The following is a 20,783-nucleotide window of genomic DNA, read 5'->3' as shown; positions in this document are numbered from 1 at the left end:
GAGCGGCGGTCCGGCTTGAGGGAGGGCGTGTGAAGGCGTCGGTGTTCGTCTACCCCTGGGATGTGTGCGGGGATCCCGACGCCCCCGCGCGCATCGCCGGGCTCGGTGTGGAGCAGGTGACCCTCGCCGCCGCCTACCACTCCACTCGTGCCCTGACCCCTCGCCACCCCCGCCACCGCATCGTCACCGCCGAGTACGCGGCCGTCCTCTACCCGCCCGGCGACCGCTGGGCGGGCCGTGGCCTGCGCCCCCACACGGCCGGCCGCTGGGCCCCGGGCGATGCCCACGGCGAGGCGGCGCGCGCCCTCGCGGCGGCGGGCCTGGAGGTGCACACCTGGGTCGTCCTCGCCCACAACTCCCGCATGGGCGCCGAGCATCCGGACACCTCCGTCGTCAACGCCTACGGCGACCACTACCCCTGGGCGCCCTGCATCGCCCAGCCCGCCACGCGCGCGTACCTGGTCGACCTGGCCGCCGAGGCCGCCGTACGCCCCGGCGCGCGGGGCACCGAGCTGGAGTCCCTCGGCTGGTACGGGCTCCAGCATCTGCACGCCCACGACAAGATCTCCGGGGTCGGTCTCGGCGAGGCCGGGCAGTACCTGATGTCCCTGTGCTTCTGCCCGTCCTGCCGCGCCGGGTACGGTGAACACGGCCTGGAGGCCGATGAGTTGGCGGCCTCTGTGCGGGCCGCGCTGGAGCCGCTGTGGCGGGGCGTGACGGACGACGAGGGCTGGCCGACGGTGGCGAAGCTGCTCGGCGAGGAAGCGGCGGCCCGCACGCGCGCGTGGCGCGACGCCGCCGCCGGCACCCTCCAGGAGGAGGCCGTCGCCGCCGTGCGCGCCGCCGCCCCGGCCGGCTTCCAGGTCCTGCTGCACGCCGACCCGGTCTCCTATCACTGCGGCGCCAACGCCGGGGCCGACCCGGCCCGCGTCCTCGCCCTCGCCGACGGCGTGGTGGTGCCCTGCACGGGTGGTACGGCCCTGCTGGCGCCCTTCGCCGCACACGCCCGGAAGCGGACGGTGCTGGCCGCCAACTTCACCGTCGTCTCCGGGATGGGCGGCAGCCCCGGCACGCTCGCGGCGGACACGGCACGCGCGCGTGCCCAGGGCGCGACCGAACTGCGGCTCTATCACGCCGGGTTGGCGTCCGACTCGGATCTCGCAGCGGTGCGGGCGGCGCTGTCCGCGCGCTGAGCCAGTAAGGACGCCGTGACCAGCAGCGCCAGGCCGTAGAGGGGCAACAGCAGCTGCGGAGAGGCGATTTCGACCAGACCGGCGCCGACGGCAAGGCCGATGACGCTGGGCGTGAAGACCAGGGTGTTGGCGGTGGCCGTCACCCGGCCGAGCAGCGGGCCGGGCGTCTCCCGCTGGACGGCGGTGAACGCAGCGACGAGCACGCAGGGCAGACCCAGACCGATCGCCGCGGCGGAGGCGAGCGCCATCGCGTCCGACGGCACCGCCCGTGCGGCCACCGCGAGTGCCGTCAGCGCGATGCCCGTCGCCGCGAACCGGCGCCCGCCGAGCCGCCGCAGCGCGGCTCCCGAGACGAGCCCGGCCGTCACCGAACCGAAGCCCTGGACGGCGTAGAGCACGCCCGTCCAGGCGGGGGAGTGGCCGAGGCGGTCCACGACGGCGTACACGGTCGTGCCGCTCAGTGAGGCGAGGAGCATCGTCGTGCCGCCCGCCCGTACCAGCGGGCGCAGCACCGGGTGACCCCACAGGTACCGCACCCCCTCGGCGGTCTCCTTCCGCCGGCAGCCGCCTGACCGGGCGGGCCGCTTCTCGGGCACCCGCAGCAGGGCGCACAGCCCGGCGGCGAGCACGAAGGTCCCCGCGTCCAGACAGGCGACCGCGGGACCGCCGAAGGCCGCGTACAGACCCGCCCCGGTCAACGGCGCGACGAGCTTCATGCCCTCCGTGACGGTCGTCCGCAGCCCGCTGAAGTCCCCGAGGAGGTCCCCGGGGACGACGGAGGCGATCAGGGCCGACTCGGCGGCCTCGCCGACGACGCCGGCGGTGCCGTACAGGAGCAGGACGGTGAACAGCAGCCACAGCCCGTCGGGCGAGCGGACGGCGAAGAGCGCCGGGAGGGCGGCGGCGAGCGCCAGGTGCAGGGTGATGAGCAGGGGCCCCGGGCGCACGCGGTCGGCGATCGTGCCCAGCGCCGGGCCGGCGAGGGTGGGGGCCCACGCCGTGAGCATGCACAGGGCGGGCAGGCTGTCGGACCCGGTCAGGTCCCTGACCCACACGCCCGACGCCAGCGACAGCGACGAGGTGCCGAAAGCGGAGACCAGCAGGCCCGTGAGATACAGCCCCGCGTTGCGGTCGCGCACAACGCGGAGCAGCGTCCAGGAAGTCGTCATGCCTGCTCATCGTGGACCTGAGGCCGGCGGGCCGGCATCGGCAAGATGCCCTGTCCGCCCGGTGCGGCGCGGCGGCGGCAATCCGTCGGAACCTGGCAGCCATGCCCCTGGGGCGCGCGCCGGCCCGAACCTACTGTCGGCGTCATGCGCTATCTCGCCCCGATCGTGATCGGTCTTGTCTACGTCCTGCTCATGTCCCTCGTCCCGGAGCCGCACCGGCGCCGCTTCAACGCGGTCATGGTGGCCGGAGCGGGCGCCGCCTACCTCAGCGGCGGCGGCCTCGGCGGCTGGGAGTTCGCGTTCACCGCGGTGGCCACCTACGTCGCCTACAAGGGCCTGGACTCCTGGGCCTGGATCGGCGTCGGCTGGCTGCTGCACACGGCCTGGGACGTCGTGCACCACCTCAAGGGACACCCGATCGTGCCGTTCGCCCACGACTCCTCGTTCGGCTGCGCGCTGTGCGACCCGGTGATCGCGGTGTGGTGTTTCGGCGGTGGGCGCTCGCCGTGGGCGCGGCTGCGCGGCACCGATGAGTTTCGGGGAGCCGGCCGGTCAGCCCTTCGTACGAGGAGTGCAACCGTGAAGGAGTGACCCGCATGACCGTGCTCGACCTCGGCCCGCAGACCCGGCTCGTGGCGCGGCTCGCCGAGTCGGTGACCGACGAGCAGCTGGCCTCGCCCACCCCGTGTCCGGACTACACGGTGCGGAACCTGCTGGGCCACATCCACATGCTCTCCGTGGCCTTCCGCGACGCCGCGCGCAAGGACCTGGGGGCGACGACCGACACCAGTCCGGTCGCCGCCCTCCCGGACGTCGGCCCCGGTTGGCGCGAGGAGCTGCCCAAGGTTCTCGACGAACTGGCCGACGCCTGGCGCGACCCGGCCGCCTGGACCGGCATGACCCGTGCCGGCGGGGTGAACCTGCCCGGCGAGGTCGCCGGTGCCGTCGTGGCCGACGAACTGGCCATCCACGGCTGGGACCTGGCCCGCGCCCTCGGCCGCTCCTACGCGCCCGACCCCGGCGCCCTGGGCTCGGCCCACGGCTTCCTCCTCGCGGCGGCCGAGGACGCGAGCCGCGGCGGCGGCATCTTCGGCCCGGTCGTCCCGGTTCCGGAGGACGCGCCACTGCTGGACCGGGCGGTGGGGCTGAGCGGGCGGGACCCGGGATGGCGCCCCTGAGGACGTACACGTCACTTCCCCGTGGCCGGGAAACCCTTCTTCCGTCCGCGGGGCGTGACGGGACAGAACACCCGGGGCTCCAGCCGTCCGGCTGCCGCGGTCGACACCGCCCCGAGGAGCGCGAGCAGGGCGCGGCCGTGGCCACCCGGCCGGACCGTGCCGCCCCGGTCGGCCACGGCCGCGGGCGGCTCCACCGACGGGCCAAGGGCAACCGCCGCGGGACCGCTGGCGTTCTGCGTCCGCCGGCCCCGTCGGGGCCGGTCGGGGCCGTCGCACAGGCGACCCGGCTGCGAGAAGCCCGGGTTCCGCTTGCCCGGGTGCGCCGAAGCGGAGACCCCGGCCGTCGTACCCTCCCCCCATGCCACTCACCCTCACCGTCCTCGGCACCGCCTCCCCGCACCCCGGTCCCGATCGGCCCTGCTCCGGATACCTGCTGTCCGGCGGGGGTGCCGAGGTGTGGGTGGACGCGGGGCCCGGTACGTTCGCCGCGTTGCAGCGGCACACGGATCCCGCACGGCTCACCGCGATCTGGATCTCCCATCTGCACGCCGACCACAGCGCCGATCTGCTGTCCGCCGCCTACGCGTTCGCCTTCGGCGGGATGACCCCGGCCGCACCGGTCCCGGTGTACGCCCCGCAGGACTGCGCCCACCGGCTGGCCGGCTTCTTCGGGCGGGCGGACGTCGACTTCCTCAAGGGCGTCCTCGACTTCCGGGCCCTGTACGACGGCCATGAAGTGCGGCACTGGAACCTCCGCCTCACCGCCCGCGCCGTCGCCCACGACACCGAGGCGTACGGACTGCGCGCCGAATGCCAGGGGAGCGTGCTCGCCTACTCCGGGGACAGCGGCCCGTGTGCCGCGCTCGGCGAACTCGCCTCCCGCGCCGACCTGTTCCTGTGTGAGTCCGACATCGACGCGCATCGCGAAGGCGAACACCGAGAGCAGGTGCATCTGACGCCGGAGGACGCCGGGCGCGTCGCCCTCGACGCCCGCGTACGCGAACTGCTCGTCACCCACGTCGGCCCCACGCTCACCCGCGAGGCGGCCACCGCCCGCGCCGCCGCGGTCTGCGGCCGGCGCACCCGTACCGCCGTCGAGGGCGACGTCCACACCGTCTGAGAGGTCTCCGAGCTCTTTTGTCAGAAGCATTGACGAAAGGCGGGCCCGCTCCTACCTTCAACCGCGTCGTACTTCGTACGTCATATACGAGACGCGATATGTGAGATCCGAGAGGGCCGCATGACCTCTGTGCCCACCCCGATCCCGTCCCGCACGCAGTACGTGCTGGACGCGATCAAACACCGCATTCTCACTGGCCATTTGACGCCAGGCCAGGCCCTGGTCGAGACGGAACTGGCCGCGCAGTTCGGGGTGTCCAAGACCCCGGTGCGTGAGGCGCTGAAGACGCTCGCCGGGACCGGTCTCGTCGTCATGAGCCAGTACAAGGGCGTCACGGTGCGCATGGTGGACGCGGACATGGCACGCGAGGTCCACGACGTACGGCTGCTGCTGGAGCCGGAGGCGCTACGGAGAGCCGTCGCACGGGGCGCCTCTCTCGCGGCCGCGCGCGACGCGCTGATCCGTGCGGACGACGCCACCGACGCCGCGGAACGCTCCCTCGCCAACCGGGACTTCCACCGCGCCCTCTACCTGCCCTGCGGTAATCCGCTGCTGGGCCGGATGCTGGACGAGGTCCGCGACCAGGCCGCGCTGGTCTCCGCCGTCGCCTGGGCCGCCGAACCCTCCTGGGAGCGGGAGGCCGCCGAGCACCGGGAGATCCTGCGACTCGCGCTCGCCGGCGACGCCGACGCCGCGGCGGGCGCGCTGCACGCCCACATCGCGTCCTTCGTGGAGCGGGCTTTCCCCGCGGACAGCGAGGACACCCGAGCCGCCGGCCCCCACCCGGAGGAAGGTCATCGATGAGCAGTGTGACGTTCGAGCCCCAACGGGCGGCCCTGGCCGACGTGGTGGCCATCCCGGTGACCCCTTTCGCCGCGGACGGCTCCATCGACACCGGCGCCCACCGGGCCCTGCTGCGTCGCCTGCTCGACGGCGGGATCCGGACCCTCACCCCCAACGGCAACACCGGCGAGTTCTACGCCCTCACCCCCGAAGAACGCCGCCTGGTCACCGAGTCGACCGTCGAGGAGGCCGGCGACCGCGCCGCGATCCTCGTCGGCGTAGGCCACGACCTGCCCACCGCCACCGCCTCCGCCCGGCACGCCCGCGACGTCGGCGCCGGTATGGTCATGGTCCACCAGCCCGTCCATCCCTACGTCTCGGCGGGCGGCTGGGTCGACTACCACCGTGCCATCGCCGAGTCCGTGCCCGAGCTGGGCGTGGTGCCGTACCTCCGCAACGCGGCGCTGCCCGGCGCCCGGCTCGCCGAGCTCGCCGACCACTGCCCGAACGTCATCGGCGTGAAGTACGCCGTACCGGACGCCGCACGGTTCGCGGCCTTCGCGCGGGACGCGGGCCTCGACCGCTTCGTCTGGGTCGCCGGGCTCGCCGAACCGTACGCCCCCTCCTACTTCTCCGCGGGCGCCACCGGGTTCACCTCCGGGCTCGTGAACGTCGCCCCGGCCGTTTCGCTGAACATGGTTGAAGCGCTTCGATCCGGCGACTACCCCGCCGCCATGAAGGTCTGGGAGCAGATCCGCCGCTTCGAGGAACTGCGCGCCGCCCACGGCTCCGCGAACAACGTCACCGTCGTCAAGGAGGCACTCGCCGCCCTCGGCCTGTGCCGCCGGGACGTGCGGCCGCCGAGCAAGCCGCTGCCCGAGGACGAGCGCGCCGAGGTCGCCGCCATCGCCGCCGGATGGTCCCTGTGAACAGGCTGAGGAGCCACCAGTGGTACGGGACCGACGGGCTGCGGTCCTTCAGTCATCGGGCCAGGACCCGGCAGCTCGGGTATCTGCCCGAGGAGCACCTGGGCAAGCCCGTGATCGCCGTGCTCAACACGTGGTCCGACATCAACCCGTGCCATGTGCACCTGCGCGACCGCGCCCAGGCCGTGAAGCGGGGGGTGTGGCAGGCGGGCGGGTTTCCGCTGGAGTTCCCCGTCTCGACGCTGAGCGAGACCTTCCAGAAGCCGACGCCGATGCTCTACCGGAACCTGCTGGCGATGGAGACCGAGGAGCTGCTGCGCTCCTACCCGGTCGACGGGGCGGTGCTGATGGGCGGGTGCGACAAGTCCACGCCCGCGCTGCTGATGGGTGCGGCCAGCGCCGACCTGCCCGCCGTCTTCGTGCCTGCCGGGCCCATGCTGCCGGGACACTGGCGGGGCGAGGTGCTCGGGTCCGGCACCGACATGTGGAAGTACTGGGACGACAAACGGGCCGGCCTCATCGGCGACTGCGAGATGACCGAGCTGGAGAGCGGACTCGCGCGCTCCCCGGGGCACTGCATGACCATGGGGACGGCGTCCACGCTGACCGCCGCCGCCGAGGCCCTCGGTGTGACCGTGCCGGGCGCGTCGAGCATCCCGGCGGTCGACTCCGGACACGACCGGATGGCCGCCAAGGCCGGAATGACCGCCGTGGAGCTGGTGCGGAACGACCGCCGGCTGTCGCGGATCCTCACCCGCGAGGCCTTCGAGGACGCCGTCACCACCGTCCTCGGCCTCGGTGGCTCCACCAACGCCGTCATCCACCTGATCGCCATGGCGGGCCGCGCCGGGGTGCGGCTCACCCTGGACGACTTCGACCGCATCGCCCGGACCGTGCCCGTCCTCGCCAACGTCCGCCCCGGCGGACAGCGGTACCTGATGGAGGACTTCCACTTCGCGGGCGGCCTGCCCGGCTTCCTGTCCCGGATCACCGACCTGCTCCACCTGGACCGTCCGACGGTGTCGTACGACACCCTGCGCGAGCAGCTGGAGGGCGCGCAGGTGCACGACGACGACGTCATCCGCCCCCGCGACAACCCGGTCGCGCGCGAGGGCGGGGTCGCGGTCCTGCGCGGCAACCTCTGCCCGGACGGCGCGGTCATCAAGCACGTCGCCGCCGAGCCCCACCTGCTCGGGCACACCGGTCCGGCCGTGGTCTTCGACGACTACCGGACCATGCAGCGCACCATCGACGACCCCGCGCTCGGCATCACCGCCGACAGCGTGCTGGTGCTCCGGGGCGCCGGTCCCAAGGGCGGCCCCGGCATGCCCGAGTACGGCATGCTCCCCATCCCCGACCACCTGCTGAAGCAGGGTGTGCGGGACATGGTCCGGATCTCCGACGCCCGGATGAGCGGCACGAGTTACGGCGCCTGTGTGCTGCACGTGGCCCCGGAGTCGTACGTCGGCGGCCCGCTGGCGCTGGTGCGCACCGGGGACCTCATCACCCTGGACGTCGCGGCCCGCCGTCTGCATCTCCACGTGGAGGACGGGGAGTTGGAGCGCCGTCGAGCCGCCTGGACACCGCCGCCCGCCCGCTACGAGCGCGGCTACGGCGTCCTCTACAACGGTCAGATCACCCAGGCCGACACCGGCTGCGACTTCGAGTTCCTGTCCCGGCCGGGCCAGGTGCCGGACCCCTACGCCGGCTGACCCAGGAACCTGGCGGCCGGCGACAAGGAGGACTCCGCCCGGGCGTCGGACGGCTCCTGCCGGCCGGGCCGTGACGACCGGCAGTACGGCGACCGGCGCGACGATGAACCGACGTCCGGCGTCAGCTGCCGCCGTCCCACTCCGCGTGGAGGTCCTGGCAGCGGACGGTGATCGAGGCGTCGGTCAGCGCGATCTCGTGCACACGGCCGCCGTCCCCGGCACCGTCCGCGTCGCCGTGCCCGTCCGGGAGGATCTCGTCGAGCAGCACGGTCTCGACCCGCATCCAGTCGATCGCGTGGTGGTGGTCGACGGAGAAGTGCCGCACGCCCGAACAGCTGATGCGCAGCCCCACATCGTGCTTGAACCGGTTCGGCGCGAACTCCAGTACCAGCCGTCCGCTCTTGTCGGTCGCCGGATGGATCCCGGCCAGCTCCAGGTGCGTTCGGACGAATCCCATGCCCGGATCCTCTCCGCCTCACCGCCGGCTCACCACGTTCACGACCGGCAACGGACGGTCCGCGACCTCCACGAACGAGGGGCGAGAGGAAGCGCGCGAAGGCCGGGGGCGTCGTAGCCGTCCCGTGCCATCGGTGCCTCACTGCTGTCGCCCGGATCGAAACCGCCGGCGTCGGCCTGCTCGGGCCGTACGGCGAACCGCGCAGTGATCACGGAGAAAAGCATATCGATCGCATAACAGGCCTCGCAGTGTGGGGTGTTATGCGCGTAGACAATCTCTGACCTGGTACATCACTCTCATCCACCAGATCCGGAGAATCCATGCGGAAGTCCCACAGAGTCGTCGCCGCCGGTGCCGCCTGCGCTCTCGCCGGCGTCGCGCTGTACGGCGCGGGCGTGGCCACCGCCGGTCAGTCGACGGCGAACTCCACCCACGAGCCCTACAACATCGGGCAGTTGGTGAAGGACATCGACACCTACTACGGCACGACCGCCGACAGCAACGGCGTCTACCAGGCGTCCCCGGACAGCCCGTACGCCAAGGACCTGGCGAGCGTCGACGCCGACGCCGAGCGGTACATCGACAAGGCGGCCCGCAAGGCGCACCACCGCGGGGAGAAGCCGGCCGTCGTCTTCGACATCGACGACACGCTGCTGCTCAGCCTGGACTACGAGAAGCGCTACAACTACACGTACAACTCCACCACGTGGAACGACTACGTGAACCGCGCCGACCGGCCGGCCGTCTTCGGCAGCCCCGAGCTGGTCCGGTACGCCGAGTCCAAGGGCGTCGAGGTCTTCTACAACTCCGGTCTGACCGAGGCACAGCGCGCCGCCGCCGTCGCGAACCTGAAGAAGGTCGGCGCCGATGTGAACCTCGACGCCGACCACATGTTCCTCAAGGACAAGGCCAACCCGCCGGCCTATCTGAAGGACTGCGCCACCCCGGGCACCTGGAACTGCACGACCGTGCAGTACAAGTCCGGCACGCGCAAGCACATCGAGGACGACCTGGGGTACGAGATCATCGCCAACTTCGGCGACCAGTACTCGGACCTGGACGGCGGCTACGCCGACCGCACCTACAAGCTGCCGAACCCGACGTACTTCGTCAGCTGAGCCCCAGCAGCACGACCTGAGCAGCCGCTCGTACCCGGCCCCCGCCACCGGCAGCACCGTGCCGTGGCGGGGGCCGTGATGTCGCTCAGCCTCGGGTGACGGGCGTCTCAGGGGTATGGTCCGCCGAACCGGATTCCGTAACACAGGGAAAACCTGGAACAGGTTGAAGAGGGGAACAATCCAGCCAGCATCCGCAAGCCGATCATCAGGTGACGAGGAGTGGGACCATGTCAGTGGACCGGTACTTCAGGATCTCCGAGCGGGGATCCACGTTCGGCCGGGAGATACGCGGCGGCTTCGCCACGTTCTTCACCATGGCGTACATCCTCGTCCTGAATCCGATCATTCTGGGCAGCGCCAAGGACAAGTTCGGGCACACGCTCGACACCGGCCAACTCGTCACCGCCACCGCGCTGGTGGCGTGCGTGATGACGGTCGTCATGGGTGTCGGCGGCAATCTGCCGCTCGCCATCGCCGCCGGCCTCGGCCTCAACGCCGTGGTCGCCTTCCAGTTGGCGCCGCTGATGAGCTGGCCCGACGCGATGGGCCTGGTGGTCCTGGAGGGCCTCGTCATCTGCCTGCTGGTCCTCACCGGACTGCGGGAGGCCATCATGAACGCGATCCCGCAGCAGCTGAAGCAGGCCATCGGCGTCGGCATCGGCCTGTTCATCGCCTTCATCGGCTTCGTCGACGCCGGATTCGTCAGCCGCATCCCGGACGCCGCGCACACCACCGTGCCCGTGCAACTGGGCGCCGTCGGACGCCTCACCGGCTGGCCCGTGCTCGTCTTCTGCCTCGGCGTGCTGCTGACCATCGCGCTGCTCGCCCGGAAGGTGAAGGGCGCGATCCTCATCAGCATCGTGACGATGACGGTCGTCGCGATCGTCATCAACGCCGTCGCCGACATCAAGAGCTGGGGCCTGACCACGCCCAAGGTCCCCGACAAGCTCGTCGCCGCCCCGGACTTCGGGCTCATCGGTCACTTCAGCCTGTTCGGCGGCTTCGCCAAGGCCGGCGTCCTCACGGCCGTGCTGCTGGTCTTCACCCTGATCCTGTCGGACTTCTTCGACGCCATGGGCACGATCGTCGGCATCAGCGCGGAGGCCGGACTGCTCGACGAGAAGGGGCAGGTGCCCGGCATCGGCCGCGTGCTGTTCATCGACGGCGCCGCGGCCGCCGTCGGCGGTCTCGGCTCCGCCTCCTCCAACACCGCCTACATCGAGTCCGCGGCCGGCGTCGGCGAGGGCGCCCGCACCGGCCTCGCCAACCTCGTCACCGGCGGCCTGTTCGGCCTAGCCCTCTTCCTCACCCCGCTGCTCACCATCGTCCCGCTCCAGGCGGCGGCGCCCGCGCTGATCGCGGTGGGATTCCTGATGATGACCCACGTCAAGCACATCGACTGGGACCGGTACGAGATCGCGATCCCCGCGTTCCTCACCATCGCGGCGATGCCGTTCACCTACTCCATCACCGACGGGATCGGCGCGGGCTTCCTCTCCTACGTGCTCATCAAGACGGTGCTGGGGAAGGCGAGGGAGGTCAACTGGCTGTTGTGGGCCGTGTCGGTGCTGTTCCTCGTGTACTTCGCCATCGATCCGGTGGAGCAGGTTCTCGGGGTGAAGTAAGGGCGAGGGGGCAGTTCCCGGAACTGCCCCCTCGAGGTCACTTGAGTGCCGCCTGCATCATGGCCTTGGCCACCGGCGCGGCGAGACCGTTGCCGCTGACCTCCGACCGCGCCGCGTCCGACTGCTCCACCATGACGGCGACGGCGACCTCCTTGCCGCTGCTGTCGGACTTGCCGAAGGACGTGAACCAGGCGTACGGCGTCTTGCTGTTGTTCTCGCCGTGCTGGGCGGTGCCGGTCTTGCCGCCGACGGTGACCCCGTCGATCAGCGCGTTCGTGCCGGTGCCGTCCTTGACCACGGTCTCCATCGCCGACTGGAGCTGCTCGGCGGTGGAGGAGCTGACGATCTCCTTGCTGTCCGCGCTGTCGTCGTAGTTCTGCAGCACATCACCGCCGCTGTCGGTGATCTGCGACACCATGTGCGGCGAGACCAGCTTGCCGCCGTTGGCAATGGCCGCAGACACCATGGCCATCTGCAGCGGGGTCGCGGTGACGTCGAACTGGCCGATGCCGGAATACGCGGTCTGCGCCTGGTCCATGCCGGAGGGGTACACGCTCGCGTAGGCCCGCACCGGCACGTCCTGCTTGTCGTCGTTGAAGCCGAACTTCTCAGCCATCGCCTTCACCTTGTCCTGGCCGAGCTGGACGGCCATATGGCCGAAGACGTTGTTGCAGGAGTACTGCAGGGCCACGCGGATGGAGGCGTTCCTGCACGGCGCCGACGCGTTCTCGTTCACCAGCACGTGCGTCGTGCCCGGCGGGGTGTAGGGATCCGGGCTGTCGGTCGGGTCGCCCACGTTCTTGTAGAGCCCGTCCTCCAGCGCGGCCGCGGCCACCACCAGCTTGAACGTCGATCCGGGCGGCAGCGGCTGGCGCAGCGCGCGGTTGGTGAGCGGCTTGGCCTTGTCGGCGTTGAGCTGCTTCCAGGCGGAGCCCGCCGTGTTGGCGTCGGTGAGAGAATCGGGGTCGTACGACGGCGTGGACACCACCGCCAGGATCCTGCCGGTCTTCGGGTCCATCGCGACGGCCGCGCCCTTGGTGCCGCCGAGCGCGCGGTACGCCGCCTTCTGCACGTCCGGGTCGATCGTGGTGAGCACGTCGCCCGGGTCGGCGCGCTCGCCGGTGAGGGTGTCCATCACGGTCTTCAGCTTGTTGTCCGTGCCGTTCAGCAGGTCCTGGTAGATGCCCTCCAGCTGGGTGGGGGCGTAGGCCTGCGAGGCGTAGCCCGTCACGGCGGCGTAGAGCTTGCCGTCCGTGTACGTCCGTTTGTACGCGAGATCGCTTCCCTTGGTCCGGGTGGAGCCGGTGATCGCGTTTCCGGCCACGATGATGTTCCCGAGCGGCCGCGAGTACGTCTGGATCGCGTTCCGCCGGTTGTCGTTGTCGTCCGCGAGGGCCTTGCCGTCGTAGAACTGCACCCAGGTCGCCCTGACCAGCAGAGCGAGCACGAGCAGCAGCGCGAAGACGGACGCCCGCCTGATCGTCTTGTTCATCCCGCTTCGTAGACGATCGAGAAGGCGGCGATCGTTCCCGTACGCCCGGCTTTCTCATCCCGGGTTCAGGAAACCGGCCTCGTACGCGGCGATCACAGCCTGGGTGCGGTCCCGGGTGCCGGTCTTCGCCAGGACGGCCGCCACGTGCGACTTCACGGTCGCGGGGCCCACGTCCAGGCGCCGGGCGATCTCGGCGTTGGTCAGTCCGCCGGCCATGTGCCGCAGGACGTCCCGCTCGCGTCCGGTGAGCCTGCTCACCCAGGGCGCGGAGGGCGTGGCCCTGCACCCGTGTTCGGCCGCGAGGGCCCGTACGGCCGCCGGGAACAGCAGGCTGTCGGTGCGCGCGACCAGCCGTACCGCCTGCACCAGGGCGTCGGCGTCGGCCCGCTTCAGCAGGAAGCCGGCGGCACCCGCGCGCAGGGCCTCGTACACATAGGAGTCGTTCTCGAAGGTGGTCACGACGACGATCCGCGGCGGCCGCTCCGAGGAGCCGACGATCCGCTCGGTGGCCCGGATGCCGTCGACCTGCGGCATCCGGACGTCCATGAGCACGACGTCGGGCCGCAGCTCCCGGACCACCGACACGGCCTCGGCGCCGTCGGTCGCCTCACCCACGACCTCCAGGCCGGGCTCGGCGGAGAGGATGGCGCGCAGGGCGGTGCGAACCATGCGCTCGTCGTCGGCGAGGACGATCCGGATGGCGGGCCGGGTCATGCGGGTCCTTTCGGGAGTGGCCGGGCGTGCTGCCCGGCCGCTGTCGCGGGCGTGGTCAGGGGCAGCCGTACGTGCAGCCGCCAGGCGGTCCCCGTCGGTCCCGCCTCCGCGGTGCCGCCCAGCAGCCGCACCCGGTCGGCGATGCCGCGCAGACCGTGCCCGCCGCCGGGGCGGGGAGCGGGGACGGTCACCAGCGGGTTCTCTACGGTGATCTCCAGTCGGCCGGCGGCGGTGGCGATACGGACGGCGACCGGTGTGCCGGAGTGCTTCAGGGCGTTGCTCAGGCCCTCCTGCACGATCCGGTACGCCTCCCGGGAGACCAGCGGCGGCAGGGCGGCGGGGTCGGTGCCGACGGAGGCCTTGACCGGCTGCCCGGCGGCCCGGGTGCGGCGCAGCAGTCCGTCCAGGTCGCTCGCGAGGGTCGGCGCGGGGGCGGTGCCGGGCGTGTCGCCGTCTCGCAACACGCCGAGCACGGCGTCGAGTTCACCGACCGTGCGCCGGGTGGTCTCCTCGATGGCGGCGAGGGCCTCGCGGACGAACTCCGGGTCGGTGTCGAGGAGCCGGCGGGCCGCGCTCGCCTGGAGGGTGACGGCGCTCAGGGCGTGACCGACGGAGTCGTGCAGCTCGCGGGCGAGCCGGTTGCGCACGGCGAGGTCGGCGGCGCGGGCCTCGACGGCGGCCAACCGGGCCGCGGGAGTGGGCCCGAGCAGCGCAGGCGCCCAGCGGGCCAGCAGGGCACCGCAGCCGGCGGCGCAGGCGGCGAGCACGAGCAGCATGGCCACGCCGGCGGCCGGTAACAGGACCAACTCCCAGGTGTGGTCGAGAACTTCGGGCAGGGCGAGCGGGGAGTGGCGCAGCCCGGCGAACAGAGGCAGGACGATCAGCGTCACCGCGAACGGCGGCACGGCCAGCGACATCCCGGCGATGATCCCGCCGAAGCCGAGGTGCAGGGTGAACCAGGCGGCCGTGCGCACCCGTTCGGACCGCGTCCGGGCCGGCCCCTGAGCGAGGGATTCCGGGCCGACCCCGCACAGGGCCCGCACGGCCCCGGTCTCCAGCGGCCGGGTCAGCGGGAACAGCGAGGTGACCGCGGCGATCGGCAACCCTACGGCGAACTAGCCCAGTTGGAGGGGGAGCGAACCGAAGACGTCGTCCACACCGGTGATCGGCCCGACGATCACCGAGCCGACGAGGACGTACGGCATGGCGAGCGCGCCGCCCAGGATCAGATGGATCCAGCGCCGTCGCGCCCGGCCGCCGAACAGCGGGTCCAGCCACCGTGTCACCGGGGGGCCTTGGCGGTCCGGAAGGTGACGAGGCGGGCGAGGACGCTCGCCTCGAGCAGGCCGACGGTCATCTGTCCAGCGTAGGTGAGCCCGGTCGGTGCGGTCGGCGGGTCGCCCGACACCCAAGGTCCCAGCAGCGTCCAGCCGCCCCGGCACGCCACGGCCCCGGAGCCGGTCCACGCGAGCACGAGCGGGACGGAGACCGGCAGCGCACGGCCCCGGCGGAAGGCGAGCCGCCAGGCGCCGGTGACGGCCGCGGTGAGGAAGAGGAGGTGGACGCGCTGCGGGGACCGGTCGCCGCTGCCGTCCGGGCTCGCCGCGCCGCAGGCCCGTATCAGCCGCACCGCGCCCGGGAACAGCGCGACGGGCTCCGCCGCCACGGCCGCCGGCCGCCCCACCCCCGCCGCACCCCCGGCCGGCAACTCGCGCACCCTGCCCCGCCACAGGTGCCCCCGGCGCTCACGGGTGTACCCGGCGAACAGCGCTTCCAGCGCCAGCCCCTGCACGACGAACCCGCCGTAGACCACCGCGAGGACCCGGTCGCCGAGGAAGGGCCGGTCACCCGGACCGTCGTGGCCGCCGCCGGTGCCCCGGAGGACGAGGTGCAGCGGCGAGGCCACCATGACGGGTGCGAGGAGTCCCGTGGCGAGCCACATCGGCACCCTTGGCGGCCAGGCGGGCCCCCTCCGGCCCCAGGGGCGGGTCAGCAGCGGCGCCGGCACGACGACGGCCGCGTCCATCAGCACGATGAGCCCGTTGGCGAGCGCCGACGTCACCCGGTGCCCCGGCAGCGGACTGCCGGCCGGGTTGCCGAGGTGACTCCCGGCGATCCGGGCGAGCTCGAGGGACAGATACGGCAGACAGGCGGCGATGGTCACGAGGCGGAGCGATCGGCGCCCGGCGGAGATGCCGGTGGAGACCGTGGCCGTGGAGATCGTCATGCCCCAACGCTCCCGCGCGCCCCGGGGCGTTCACCTCCTGCGGTCCGACGATCCGGCTCCGCCGCACGGGGGAGGCGCACAAGCCTCCAGGACGAGCACGACCTCCGCGATCTCCTTCCCGCGTCCGTTCGCGTACGCCCTGGCCCGTGCCGTCTCGCGGAACCCGCACTTGGCCAGCACCCGCAGCGACGCGGTGTTGTCGGCCGCCGCCCGCGCGTACAGCGGCCGTTCGGGCACCTGGGCGAGCAGGGACCGCAGCGCGGCCGTCGCCACGCCCCGGCCCCAGTAGGCGCGGTCGATCCAGTACGTCACCTCGCGCTCGCCGGCCACCCCGTAGACCGCCGCGTTGCCGGCCACCTCGCCGTCGACCAGCACCGTGCGCAGCACGTGGGAGGAGTCGCGCACGCGCCGCCAGTAGGCCGCGAAGGCCTCCCGGTCTTCGGGGTTCTCGGGGCCGAACGCGGCCATCCGGACGGCGTCGGGGTCGGTCATCTGCTGGTGGAACACCGGCAGGTCACTGTCCCGGACGGTACGCAGCACGATCTCCATGGGGCCCGAGCCTACGACGGCACGGGCCCGGGGCCCACGACCGCGCGCTCAGAGCCTGCGGGTCGCCAGCGCCAGCCGGTCCCGCGCGTCGAACAGCGCGTCCTTGATCGTCTGTTCGTGGGCGGGGGTGAGCCGGGCCACCGGCACCGAGCAGCTGATCGCGTCCCGGGCCGGGGTGCGGTAGGGGATCGCCACGCCGAAGCAGCGCAGGCCCAGCGTGTTCTCCTCGCGGTCGACGGCGAAGCCCTGTTCCCGCACCTGGTGCAGCTCCTCGATGAGCTTCTCCCGGTCGGTGAGGGTGTTCTCGGTGAGCGCGGGCAGCGTCTCCGGCAGCAGCTTGCGCACCTGCTCGTCGCTGTACGTGGCGAGGATCGCCTTGCCGAGGGAGGTGGAGTGGGCCGGCAGCCGGCGTCCGACCCGGGTGAAGGGGCGCAGATAGTGCTGGGACTGGCGGGTGGCGAGGTAGACGACGTTGGTGCCGTCGAGCCGGGCCAGGTGGATGGTCTCCGTGGTGTCGTCCGAGAGCCGGTCCAGGGTCGGCCGGGCGGCGGCCACCACCTCGTCGCCGTCGATGTACGACGTGCCCACCAGCAGCGCCCGCACCCCGATGCCGTACCGCGTGCCCGTCGCGTCCGTCTCCACCCAGCCCAGCTCCACGAGCGTGCGCAGCAGCATGTACAGGCTGGACTTGGGGTAGCCCACGGCCTCCTGCACGGCCGCGAGGGAGTGCATGCCGGGCCGGCCGGCGAAGTACTCGAGCAGCTCAACGGTCCGCACCGCGGACTTGACCTGCGCCCCGCCGCCCGTGTCGCCTGCCGTCATCGCCCTTGACCCCTTCGTCCGACGCGGGCCTGGATATTCAGGACCCGAGATATGTAGTCTCCGAGCAGCATATTCATCATCAGAGACAGTGTTCAGTATATCGAACGCGGCTCATCGGTGACCTACTTTTGCGGCCTTACTGGGAGGGACCCGCGGTGGCAGCAGCACCAGTCTGGAGTGTCGACCCGCGCACCGGGAAGCAGCGTGAACAGGTTGCGGTGGAGGCCACAGCCCAGGAGGTGGACGCGGCGGTCCGGGCGGCCCACGCCGTGCGCGGCGCCCTCGCCGACCGGGCCGTGCGCTCCGCCTTCCTGCGCTCGGCCGCCGCGGGCCTGGACGCGGCCAGGGACGGCCTGGTCGAGACCGCCGACGCCGAGACCGCCCTCGGCCCGGTCAGGCTGACCGGGGAACTCGCCCGCACCAGCTTCCAGTTGCGGGCCTTCGCGGACATCGTCGACGAGGGCGCCTTCCTCGACGTCGTCATCAACCACCCCGACGACACGGCGACCCCGCCCATCCCGGACCTGCGTCGCTACAAGGTCCCACTCGGCGTCGTCGCCGTCTACTCCGCCTCCAACTTCCCCTTCGCCTTCTCCGTCGCCGGCGGGGACACCGCGAGCGCGCTGGCGGCGGGCTGCCCGGTCGTCGTCAAGGCCCACCCCGACCACCCGGCCCTGTCCGAGCTGGTCGCCAAGGTGCTGCGCCGTGCCGCCGCCGGTCACGGCGTCCCCGAGGGCGTCGTGGGCCTCGTGCACGGCTTCGAGGCGGGCGTCGAGCTGATCGAGCACCCGCTGGTCGCCGCCGCGGGCTTCACCGGTTCCGTCCGGGGCGGCCGGGCCCTCTTCGACGCGGCCGCCGCCCGTCCCGTGCCGATCCCGTTCCACGGCGAACTCGGCTCGCTGAACCCGGTCCTGGTGACGGAGGCGGCCGCCGCCGAGCGGGCAGAGGCGATCGGCTCCGGTCTGGCCGGGTCGATGACGCTGGGGGTCGGGCAGTTCTGCGTGAAGCCCGGTCTGGTGCTGGTGCCGTCCGGCGCGGCGGGTGACGGGCTGGTCAAGGCCCTCACCGACGCGGTCAGCGACACCGAGGCCGGGGTGCTCCTCGACCACCGCATGCGGGACGACTTCGTCGCCGGTGTGGCCGAGCGCGCGCAGCTGCCGGACGTGGACTCCCCGGTCACCCCGGGCGCGGGCGGCGAGCACACGGTCAGCGCCGGGTTCCTGACGGTGCCGGCGGGCAGGCTGGCCGCGGAGGGGGCGTACGACCGGCTCCTGGAGGAGTGCTTCGGGCCGGTCACCGTGGTGGCCCGCTACGAGGACGAGGGCGAGGCGGCGGCGGTGCTGTCGCGTCTGCCGGGCAACCTGACGGCGACGGTCCAGCTGTCCGCCGAGGAGGCGGCCGGGGAGGGGCGAGGTGCGGAGCTGCTCGCCGAACTGACCCCGCTGGCCGGGCGCGTGGTGGTGAACGCGTGGCCCACCGGAGTCGCGGTGGCGGCGGCCCAGCACCACGGCGGGCCGTACCCGGCGACGACCTCCACGTCCACGTCCGTGGGCGGCACGGCCATCGAGCGGTGGTTGCGGCCGGTGGTGTACCAGAACGCGCCGACCGCCCTGCTGCCGGTGGAGTTGAGGGACGAGAACCTGCTGGGGCTGCCGCGGCGGTTCAACGGGGTCCTGGAGCGCTAGCGCGGGCCCGGGCCGCTGCTGAGAGAATCGGACCATGGACGTGGAACTCCCCGAACTCCCCTTCCCTCTCCGTACGTACGGACCCGACGGGCACTGGACGTACGAGGACGGTGTGCTCACCGGATGGGCCGGCCCCCGCCAGGACCGGTTCGTCACGCCCACCGGGGAGGCGCTGGACCCGGCCTCCGACGCGCCCCGGTTGCTGGGGGCGCCGGAAGGGGACTTCCAGTTGATCGCCCGGGTCACCGTCGGCTTCAGCGCGTCCTTCGACGCCGGTGTGCTGTACGTCCACGTCGGTGAACGGGCCTGGGCCAAGCTCTGTCTGGAGTACTCCCCGGACGTGCCCACCGTCTGCACGGTGGTCACCCGGGGACACTCCGACGACGCGAACTCCTTCTTCGTGGAGGGGAGTTCGGTGTGGCTACGAGTCAGCCGGACGGGGCGGGCCTTCGCCTTCCACGCCTCCCGGGACGGGGAGCGGTGGATCTTCGTCCGGCTGTTCACCCTGGGCGACGAGAAGGAGACCGGTGACGCGCTGGTCGGCTTCATGACCCAGTCGCCGCTGGGGGAGGGGTGCGTGGTGACGTACGACCACGTGGAGTTCAGGACCTCCTGGCCGAGTGACCTGCGAGACGGAAGCTGAGGACGAACGTCACCGTGAGCAGGGCCGCGCTGACGGCCAGGCTCCAGCGCATGCCGGCCTCGAAGTCATGGCCCAGCAGCGCCCCGAACACCGCGATGCCCAGGCCGCCGGCCACCTGCCGGGCCGAGTTGAGCACCCCGGCCGCCAGGCCCGCCCGCTCGGCGGGTACGGCGTCCATCATCGCGGCGGTCAGCGGCGGCACGGTCAGCGCGCAGCCCAACGCCAGCGGCACCAGCAGCACGGCCACCAGCGCCGGGGGCGTGCCGGCGTCGACGTACAGCAGGAGGAGCAGGCCGGTCACGGCGAGGGGCTGGCCCACGAGCATCGGCAGCCGGGGGCCGTAGCGGCCCGCCAGCTTCCCCGCCACCACGTTCGTCACCGCGATCAGGCCCGTCATCGGCAGGAACATCAGCCCGGCGGACAACGCGGAGTGGCCCTGGACCTGCTGGAAGAAGAGCGAGAAGACGAACACCATGCTGTAGAAGGCCACGCTGACCGCGGACCCCGCCGCCACCGCCGTGGCCACGGTCCGGTTGCGGAACAGGCCGAGCGGCACCACCGGATGCGGTTGCCGGGCCTCTACGCGCAGGAACGCGGCACCCGCGACGACCGCCACCGCCAGCGCCGCCCACCCCGCCGGCCCGCCCTCGATCACCGAGAAGGTCAGGGCCACCAGGGCCACCACCGCCGTCAGCTGACCGGGCAGGTCCAGCGGTGCCGGGTGCGGCTTCGAGCGCGGGGCGCGCACGAGCAGTACCAGGATGGCCGCGCCCAGGGGCAGGTTGACGAAGAAGATGCCACGCCAGTCCCAGGCCGTGGTCAGCGCGCCGCCCGCCACCGGGCCGAGCGCCACCGCCAGTGAACCGCCCGCCGCCCAGGCGGCCACCGCGCGGGCCCGCCGCGCCGGTTCCCGGTACGCCTGGCGCACCAGGGCCAGCGAGGCCGGGAGCACCACGGCCGCCGCGACGCCCTGGACCACCCGGGCACCGATCAGGAACGGCAGGTCCGGCGCCAGTCCGCAGGCGGCCGAAGCGAGCGTGAACACGGTGGTGCCGAGCGCGAACGCCCTGCTCGCCCCGGCCCGGTCGGAGAAGGCGCCGGTGGACAGCATGAGCGCGGCGAAGGCCAGCGTGTAGGCGTCCACGACCCACTGCAGCCCGGACATCCCGCCGCCCAGGGAGGAGCCGATCGCGGGCAGGGCCACGTTCACCACGGAAGCGTCGAGGCAGATGAGGGCGAAGCCGAGCAGGGCGGCGGTGAGGGTGAGTGCGGCGGAGGGCTTCGTGAGCTCCAAGTCGCCGTCCGGGCGGACGAGTTGTTCGACCCTGGGCATCTGGTTCGTTGACATGAACCTCATGCTGCGGACCTCG

The 20,783-nt window shown here is 72.5% G+C and carries 19 protein-coding genes and 1 pseudogene; 11 read left to right on the top strand and 9 right to left on the bottom strand.

The window, feature by feature from the left end; all coding sequences use genetic code 11:
• The first annotated feature begins 29 nt into the window (after positions 1 to 29).
• A complete protein-coding gene (locus AB0L59_RS31110; RefSeq protein WP_365589962.1) occupies positions 30 to 1,193 on the top strand; it encodes a hypothetical protein in 1,164 nt (387 codons plus the stop codon).
• Here AB0L59_RS31110 and AB0L59_RS31105 read toward each other — a convergent pair.
• On the bottom strand, positions 1,130 to 2,362 hold the full coding sequence (locus tag AB0L59_RS31105) for an MFS transporter (RefSeq protein WP_365589961.1): 1,233 nt from the start codon (positions 2,360 to 2,362) through the stop codon (positions 1,130 to 1,132). The genes AB0L59_RS31110 and AB0L59_RS31105 overlap by 64 nt on opposite strands.
• A 144-nt stretch (positions 2,363 to 2,506) precedes the next feature.
• Between AB0L59_RS31105 and AB0L59_RS31100 the strand changes: the two genes are divergently transcribed.
• From AB0L59_RS31100 to araD, 6 genes are all read left to right on the top strand, one after another.
• Complete coding sequence (locus AB0L59_RS31100; RefSeq protein ID WP_365589960.1) at positions 2,507 to 2,953, top strand: DUF6010 family protein; 447 nt, start codon at positions 2,507 to 2,509, stop codon at positions 2,951 to 2,953.
• 5 nt (positions 2,954 to 2,958) lie between these two features.
• The gene (locus AB0L59_RS31095; protein WP_365589959.1) at positions 2,959 to 3,540 is read left to right on the top strand and encodes a TIGR03086 family metal-binding protein; all 582 of its coding nucleotides are present in this window, start codon (positions 2,959 to 2,961) and stop codon (positions 3,538 to 3,540) included.
• Between the two features lie 358 nt (positions 3,541 to 3,898).
• The gene (locus tag AB0L59_RS31090; protein ID WP_365589958.1) at positions 3,899 to 4,660 is read left to right on the top strand and encodes an MBL fold metallo-hydrolase; all 762 of its coding nucleotides are present in this window, start codon (positions 3,899 to 3,901) and stop codon (positions 4,658 to 4,660) included.
• Between the two features lie 120 nt (positions 4,661 to 4,780).
• A complete protein-coding gene (locus AB0L59_RS31085) occupies positions 4,781 to 5,464 on the top strand; it encodes a GntR family transcriptional regulator (protein WP_365589957.1) in 684 nt (227 codons plus the stop codon).
• The gene (locus AB0L59_RS31080) at positions 5,461 to 6,372 is read left to right on the top strand and encodes a dihydrodipicolinate synthase family protein (RefSeq protein ID WP_365589956.1); all 912 of its coding nucleotides are present in this window, start codon (positions 5,461 to 5,463) and stop codon (positions 6,370 to 6,372) included. Before AB0L59_RS31085 ends, AB0L59_RS31080 begins: the two co-directional genes overlap by 4 nt.
• Positions 6,369 to 8,081 (top strand): L-arabinonate dehydratase, encoded by a 1,713-nt coding sequence (gene araD / locus AB0L59_RS31075; RefSeq protein WP_365589955.1) that lies wholly within the window; start codon positions 6,369 to 6,371, stop codon positions 8,079 to 8,081. The genes AB0L59_RS31080 and araD overlap by 4 nt, the downstream gene beginning before the upstream one ends.
• Positions 8,082 to 8,202: 121 nt before the next feature.
• Here the strand turns inward: araD and AB0L59_RS31070 are convergent, their stop codons facing one another.
• Entirely contained in the window at positions 8,203 to 8,538 is a 336-nt protein-coding gene (locus tag AB0L59_RS31070) for a hypothetical protein (protein WP_365589954.1), read from the bottom strand.
• Between the two features lie 320 nt (positions 8,539 to 8,858).
• On the opposite strand from AB0L59_RS31070, the gene AB0L59_RS31065 reads away from it, so the two are divergent.
• Complete coding sequence (locus AB0L59_RS31065; protein WP_365589953.1) at positions 8,859 to 9,656, top strand: HAD family acid phosphatase; 798 nt, start codon at positions 8,859 to 8,861, stop codon at positions 9,654 to 9,656.
• 227 nt (positions 9,657 to 9,883) lie between these two features.
• Positions 9,884 to 11,281, top strand: a complete 1,398-nt coding sequence (locus AB0L59_RS31060; protein WP_365589952.1) for an NCS2 family permease — start codon at positions 9,884 to 9,886, stop codon at positions 11,279 to 11,281.
• Positions 11,282 to 11,318: 37 nt separating this feature from the next.
• Here the strand turns inward: AB0L59_RS31060 and AB0L59_RS31055 are convergent, their stop codons facing one another.
• The 6 genes and pseudogenes from AB0L59_RS31055 to AB0L59_RS31030 all read right to left on the bottom strand — a co-directional run bounded on the left by AB0L59_RS31055 (position 11,319) and on the right by AB0L59_RS31030 (position 17,085).
• The gene (locus AB0L59_RS31055) at positions 11,319 to 12,773 is read right to left on the bottom strand and encodes a penicillin-binding transpeptidase domain-containing protein (RefSeq protein WP_365589951.1); all 1,455 of its coding nucleotides are present in this window, start codon (positions 12,771 to 12,773) and stop codon (positions 11,319 to 11,321) included.
• Between the two features lie 54 nt (positions 12,774 to 12,827).
• A complete protein-coding gene (locus AB0L59_RS31050) occupies positions 12,828 to 13,487 on the bottom strand; it encodes a response regulator transcription factor (protein ID WP_365589950.1) in 660 nt (219 codons plus the stop codon).
• Positions 13,484 to 14,773: pseudogene (locus AB0L59_RS31045) on the bottom strand (histidine kinase). The gene AB0L59_RS31050 and the pseudogene AB0L59_RS31045 overlap by 4 nt, the downstream one beginning before the upstream one ends.
• Entirely contained in the window at positions 14,770 to 15,714 is a 945-nt protein-coding gene (locus AB0L59_RS31040) for a hypothetical protein (RefSeq protein ID WP_365589949.1), read from the bottom strand. The pseudogene AB0L59_RS31045 and the gene AB0L59_RS31040 overlap by 4 nt, the downstream one beginning before the upstream one ends.
• Before the next feature lie 30 nt (positions 15,715 to 15,744).
• Positions 15,745 to 16,263 carry a GNAT family N-acetyltransferase gene (locus tag AB0L59_RS31035; RefSeq protein ID WP_365589948.1) on the bottom strand — a complete coding sequence of 173 codons (519 nt, stop codon included), beginning with the start codon at positions 16,261 to 16,263 and terminating at the stop codon, positions 15,745 to 15,747.
• A 48-nt stretch (positions 16,264 to 16,311) separates the two neighbouring features.
• Positions 16,312 to 17,085 (bottom strand): IclR family transcriptional regulator, encoded by a 774-nt coding sequence (locus AB0L59_RS31030; RefSeq protein WP_365589947.1) that lies wholly within the window; start codon positions 17,083 to 17,085, stop codon positions 16,312 to 16,314.
• Positions 17,086 to 17,240: 155 nt separating this feature from the next.
• Between AB0L59_RS31030 and AB0L59_RS31025 the strand changes: the two genes are divergently transcribed.
• Together AB0L59_RS31025 and AB0L59_RS31020 are read left to right on the top strand one after the other, a co-directional pair.
• Positions 17,241 to 18,770 carry an aldehyde dehydrogenase (NADP(+)) gene (locus AB0L59_RS31025; RefSeq protein WP_365589946.1) on the top strand — a complete coding sequence of 510 codons (1,530 nt, stop codon included), beginning with the start codon at positions 17,241 to 17,243 and terminating at the stop codon, positions 18,768 to 18,770.
• A 34-nt stretch (positions 18,771 to 18,804) separates the two neighbouring features.
• On the top strand, positions 18,805 to 19,413 hold the full coding sequence (locus AB0L59_RS31020; RefSeq protein ID WP_365589945.1) for a DUF1349 domain-containing protein: 609 nt from the start codon (positions 18,805 to 18,807) through the stop codon (positions 19,411 to 19,413).
• Here the strand turns inward: AB0L59_RS31020 and AB0L59_RS31015 are convergent.
• A complete protein-coding gene (locus AB0L59_RS31015; RefSeq protein ID WP_365589944.1) occupies positions 19,373 to 20,761 on the bottom strand; it encodes an MFS transporter in 1,389 nt (462 codons plus the stop codon). The two genes, AB0L59_RS31020 and AB0L59_RS31015, sit on opposite strands and share 41 nt — an antisense overlap.
• Between the last annotated feature and the right edge of the window lie 22 nt (positions 20,762 to 20,783).

The organism is Streptomyces sp. NPDC052109, from assembly GCF_040680195.1.
Classification (GTDB): domain Bacteria; phylum Actinomycetota; class Actinomycetes; order Streptomycetales; family Streptomycetaceae; genus Streptomyces.
The sequence above is the reverse complement of the archived record's forward strand: the minus strand, read 5'-3'. Positions and strand labels throughout refer to the sequence as shown.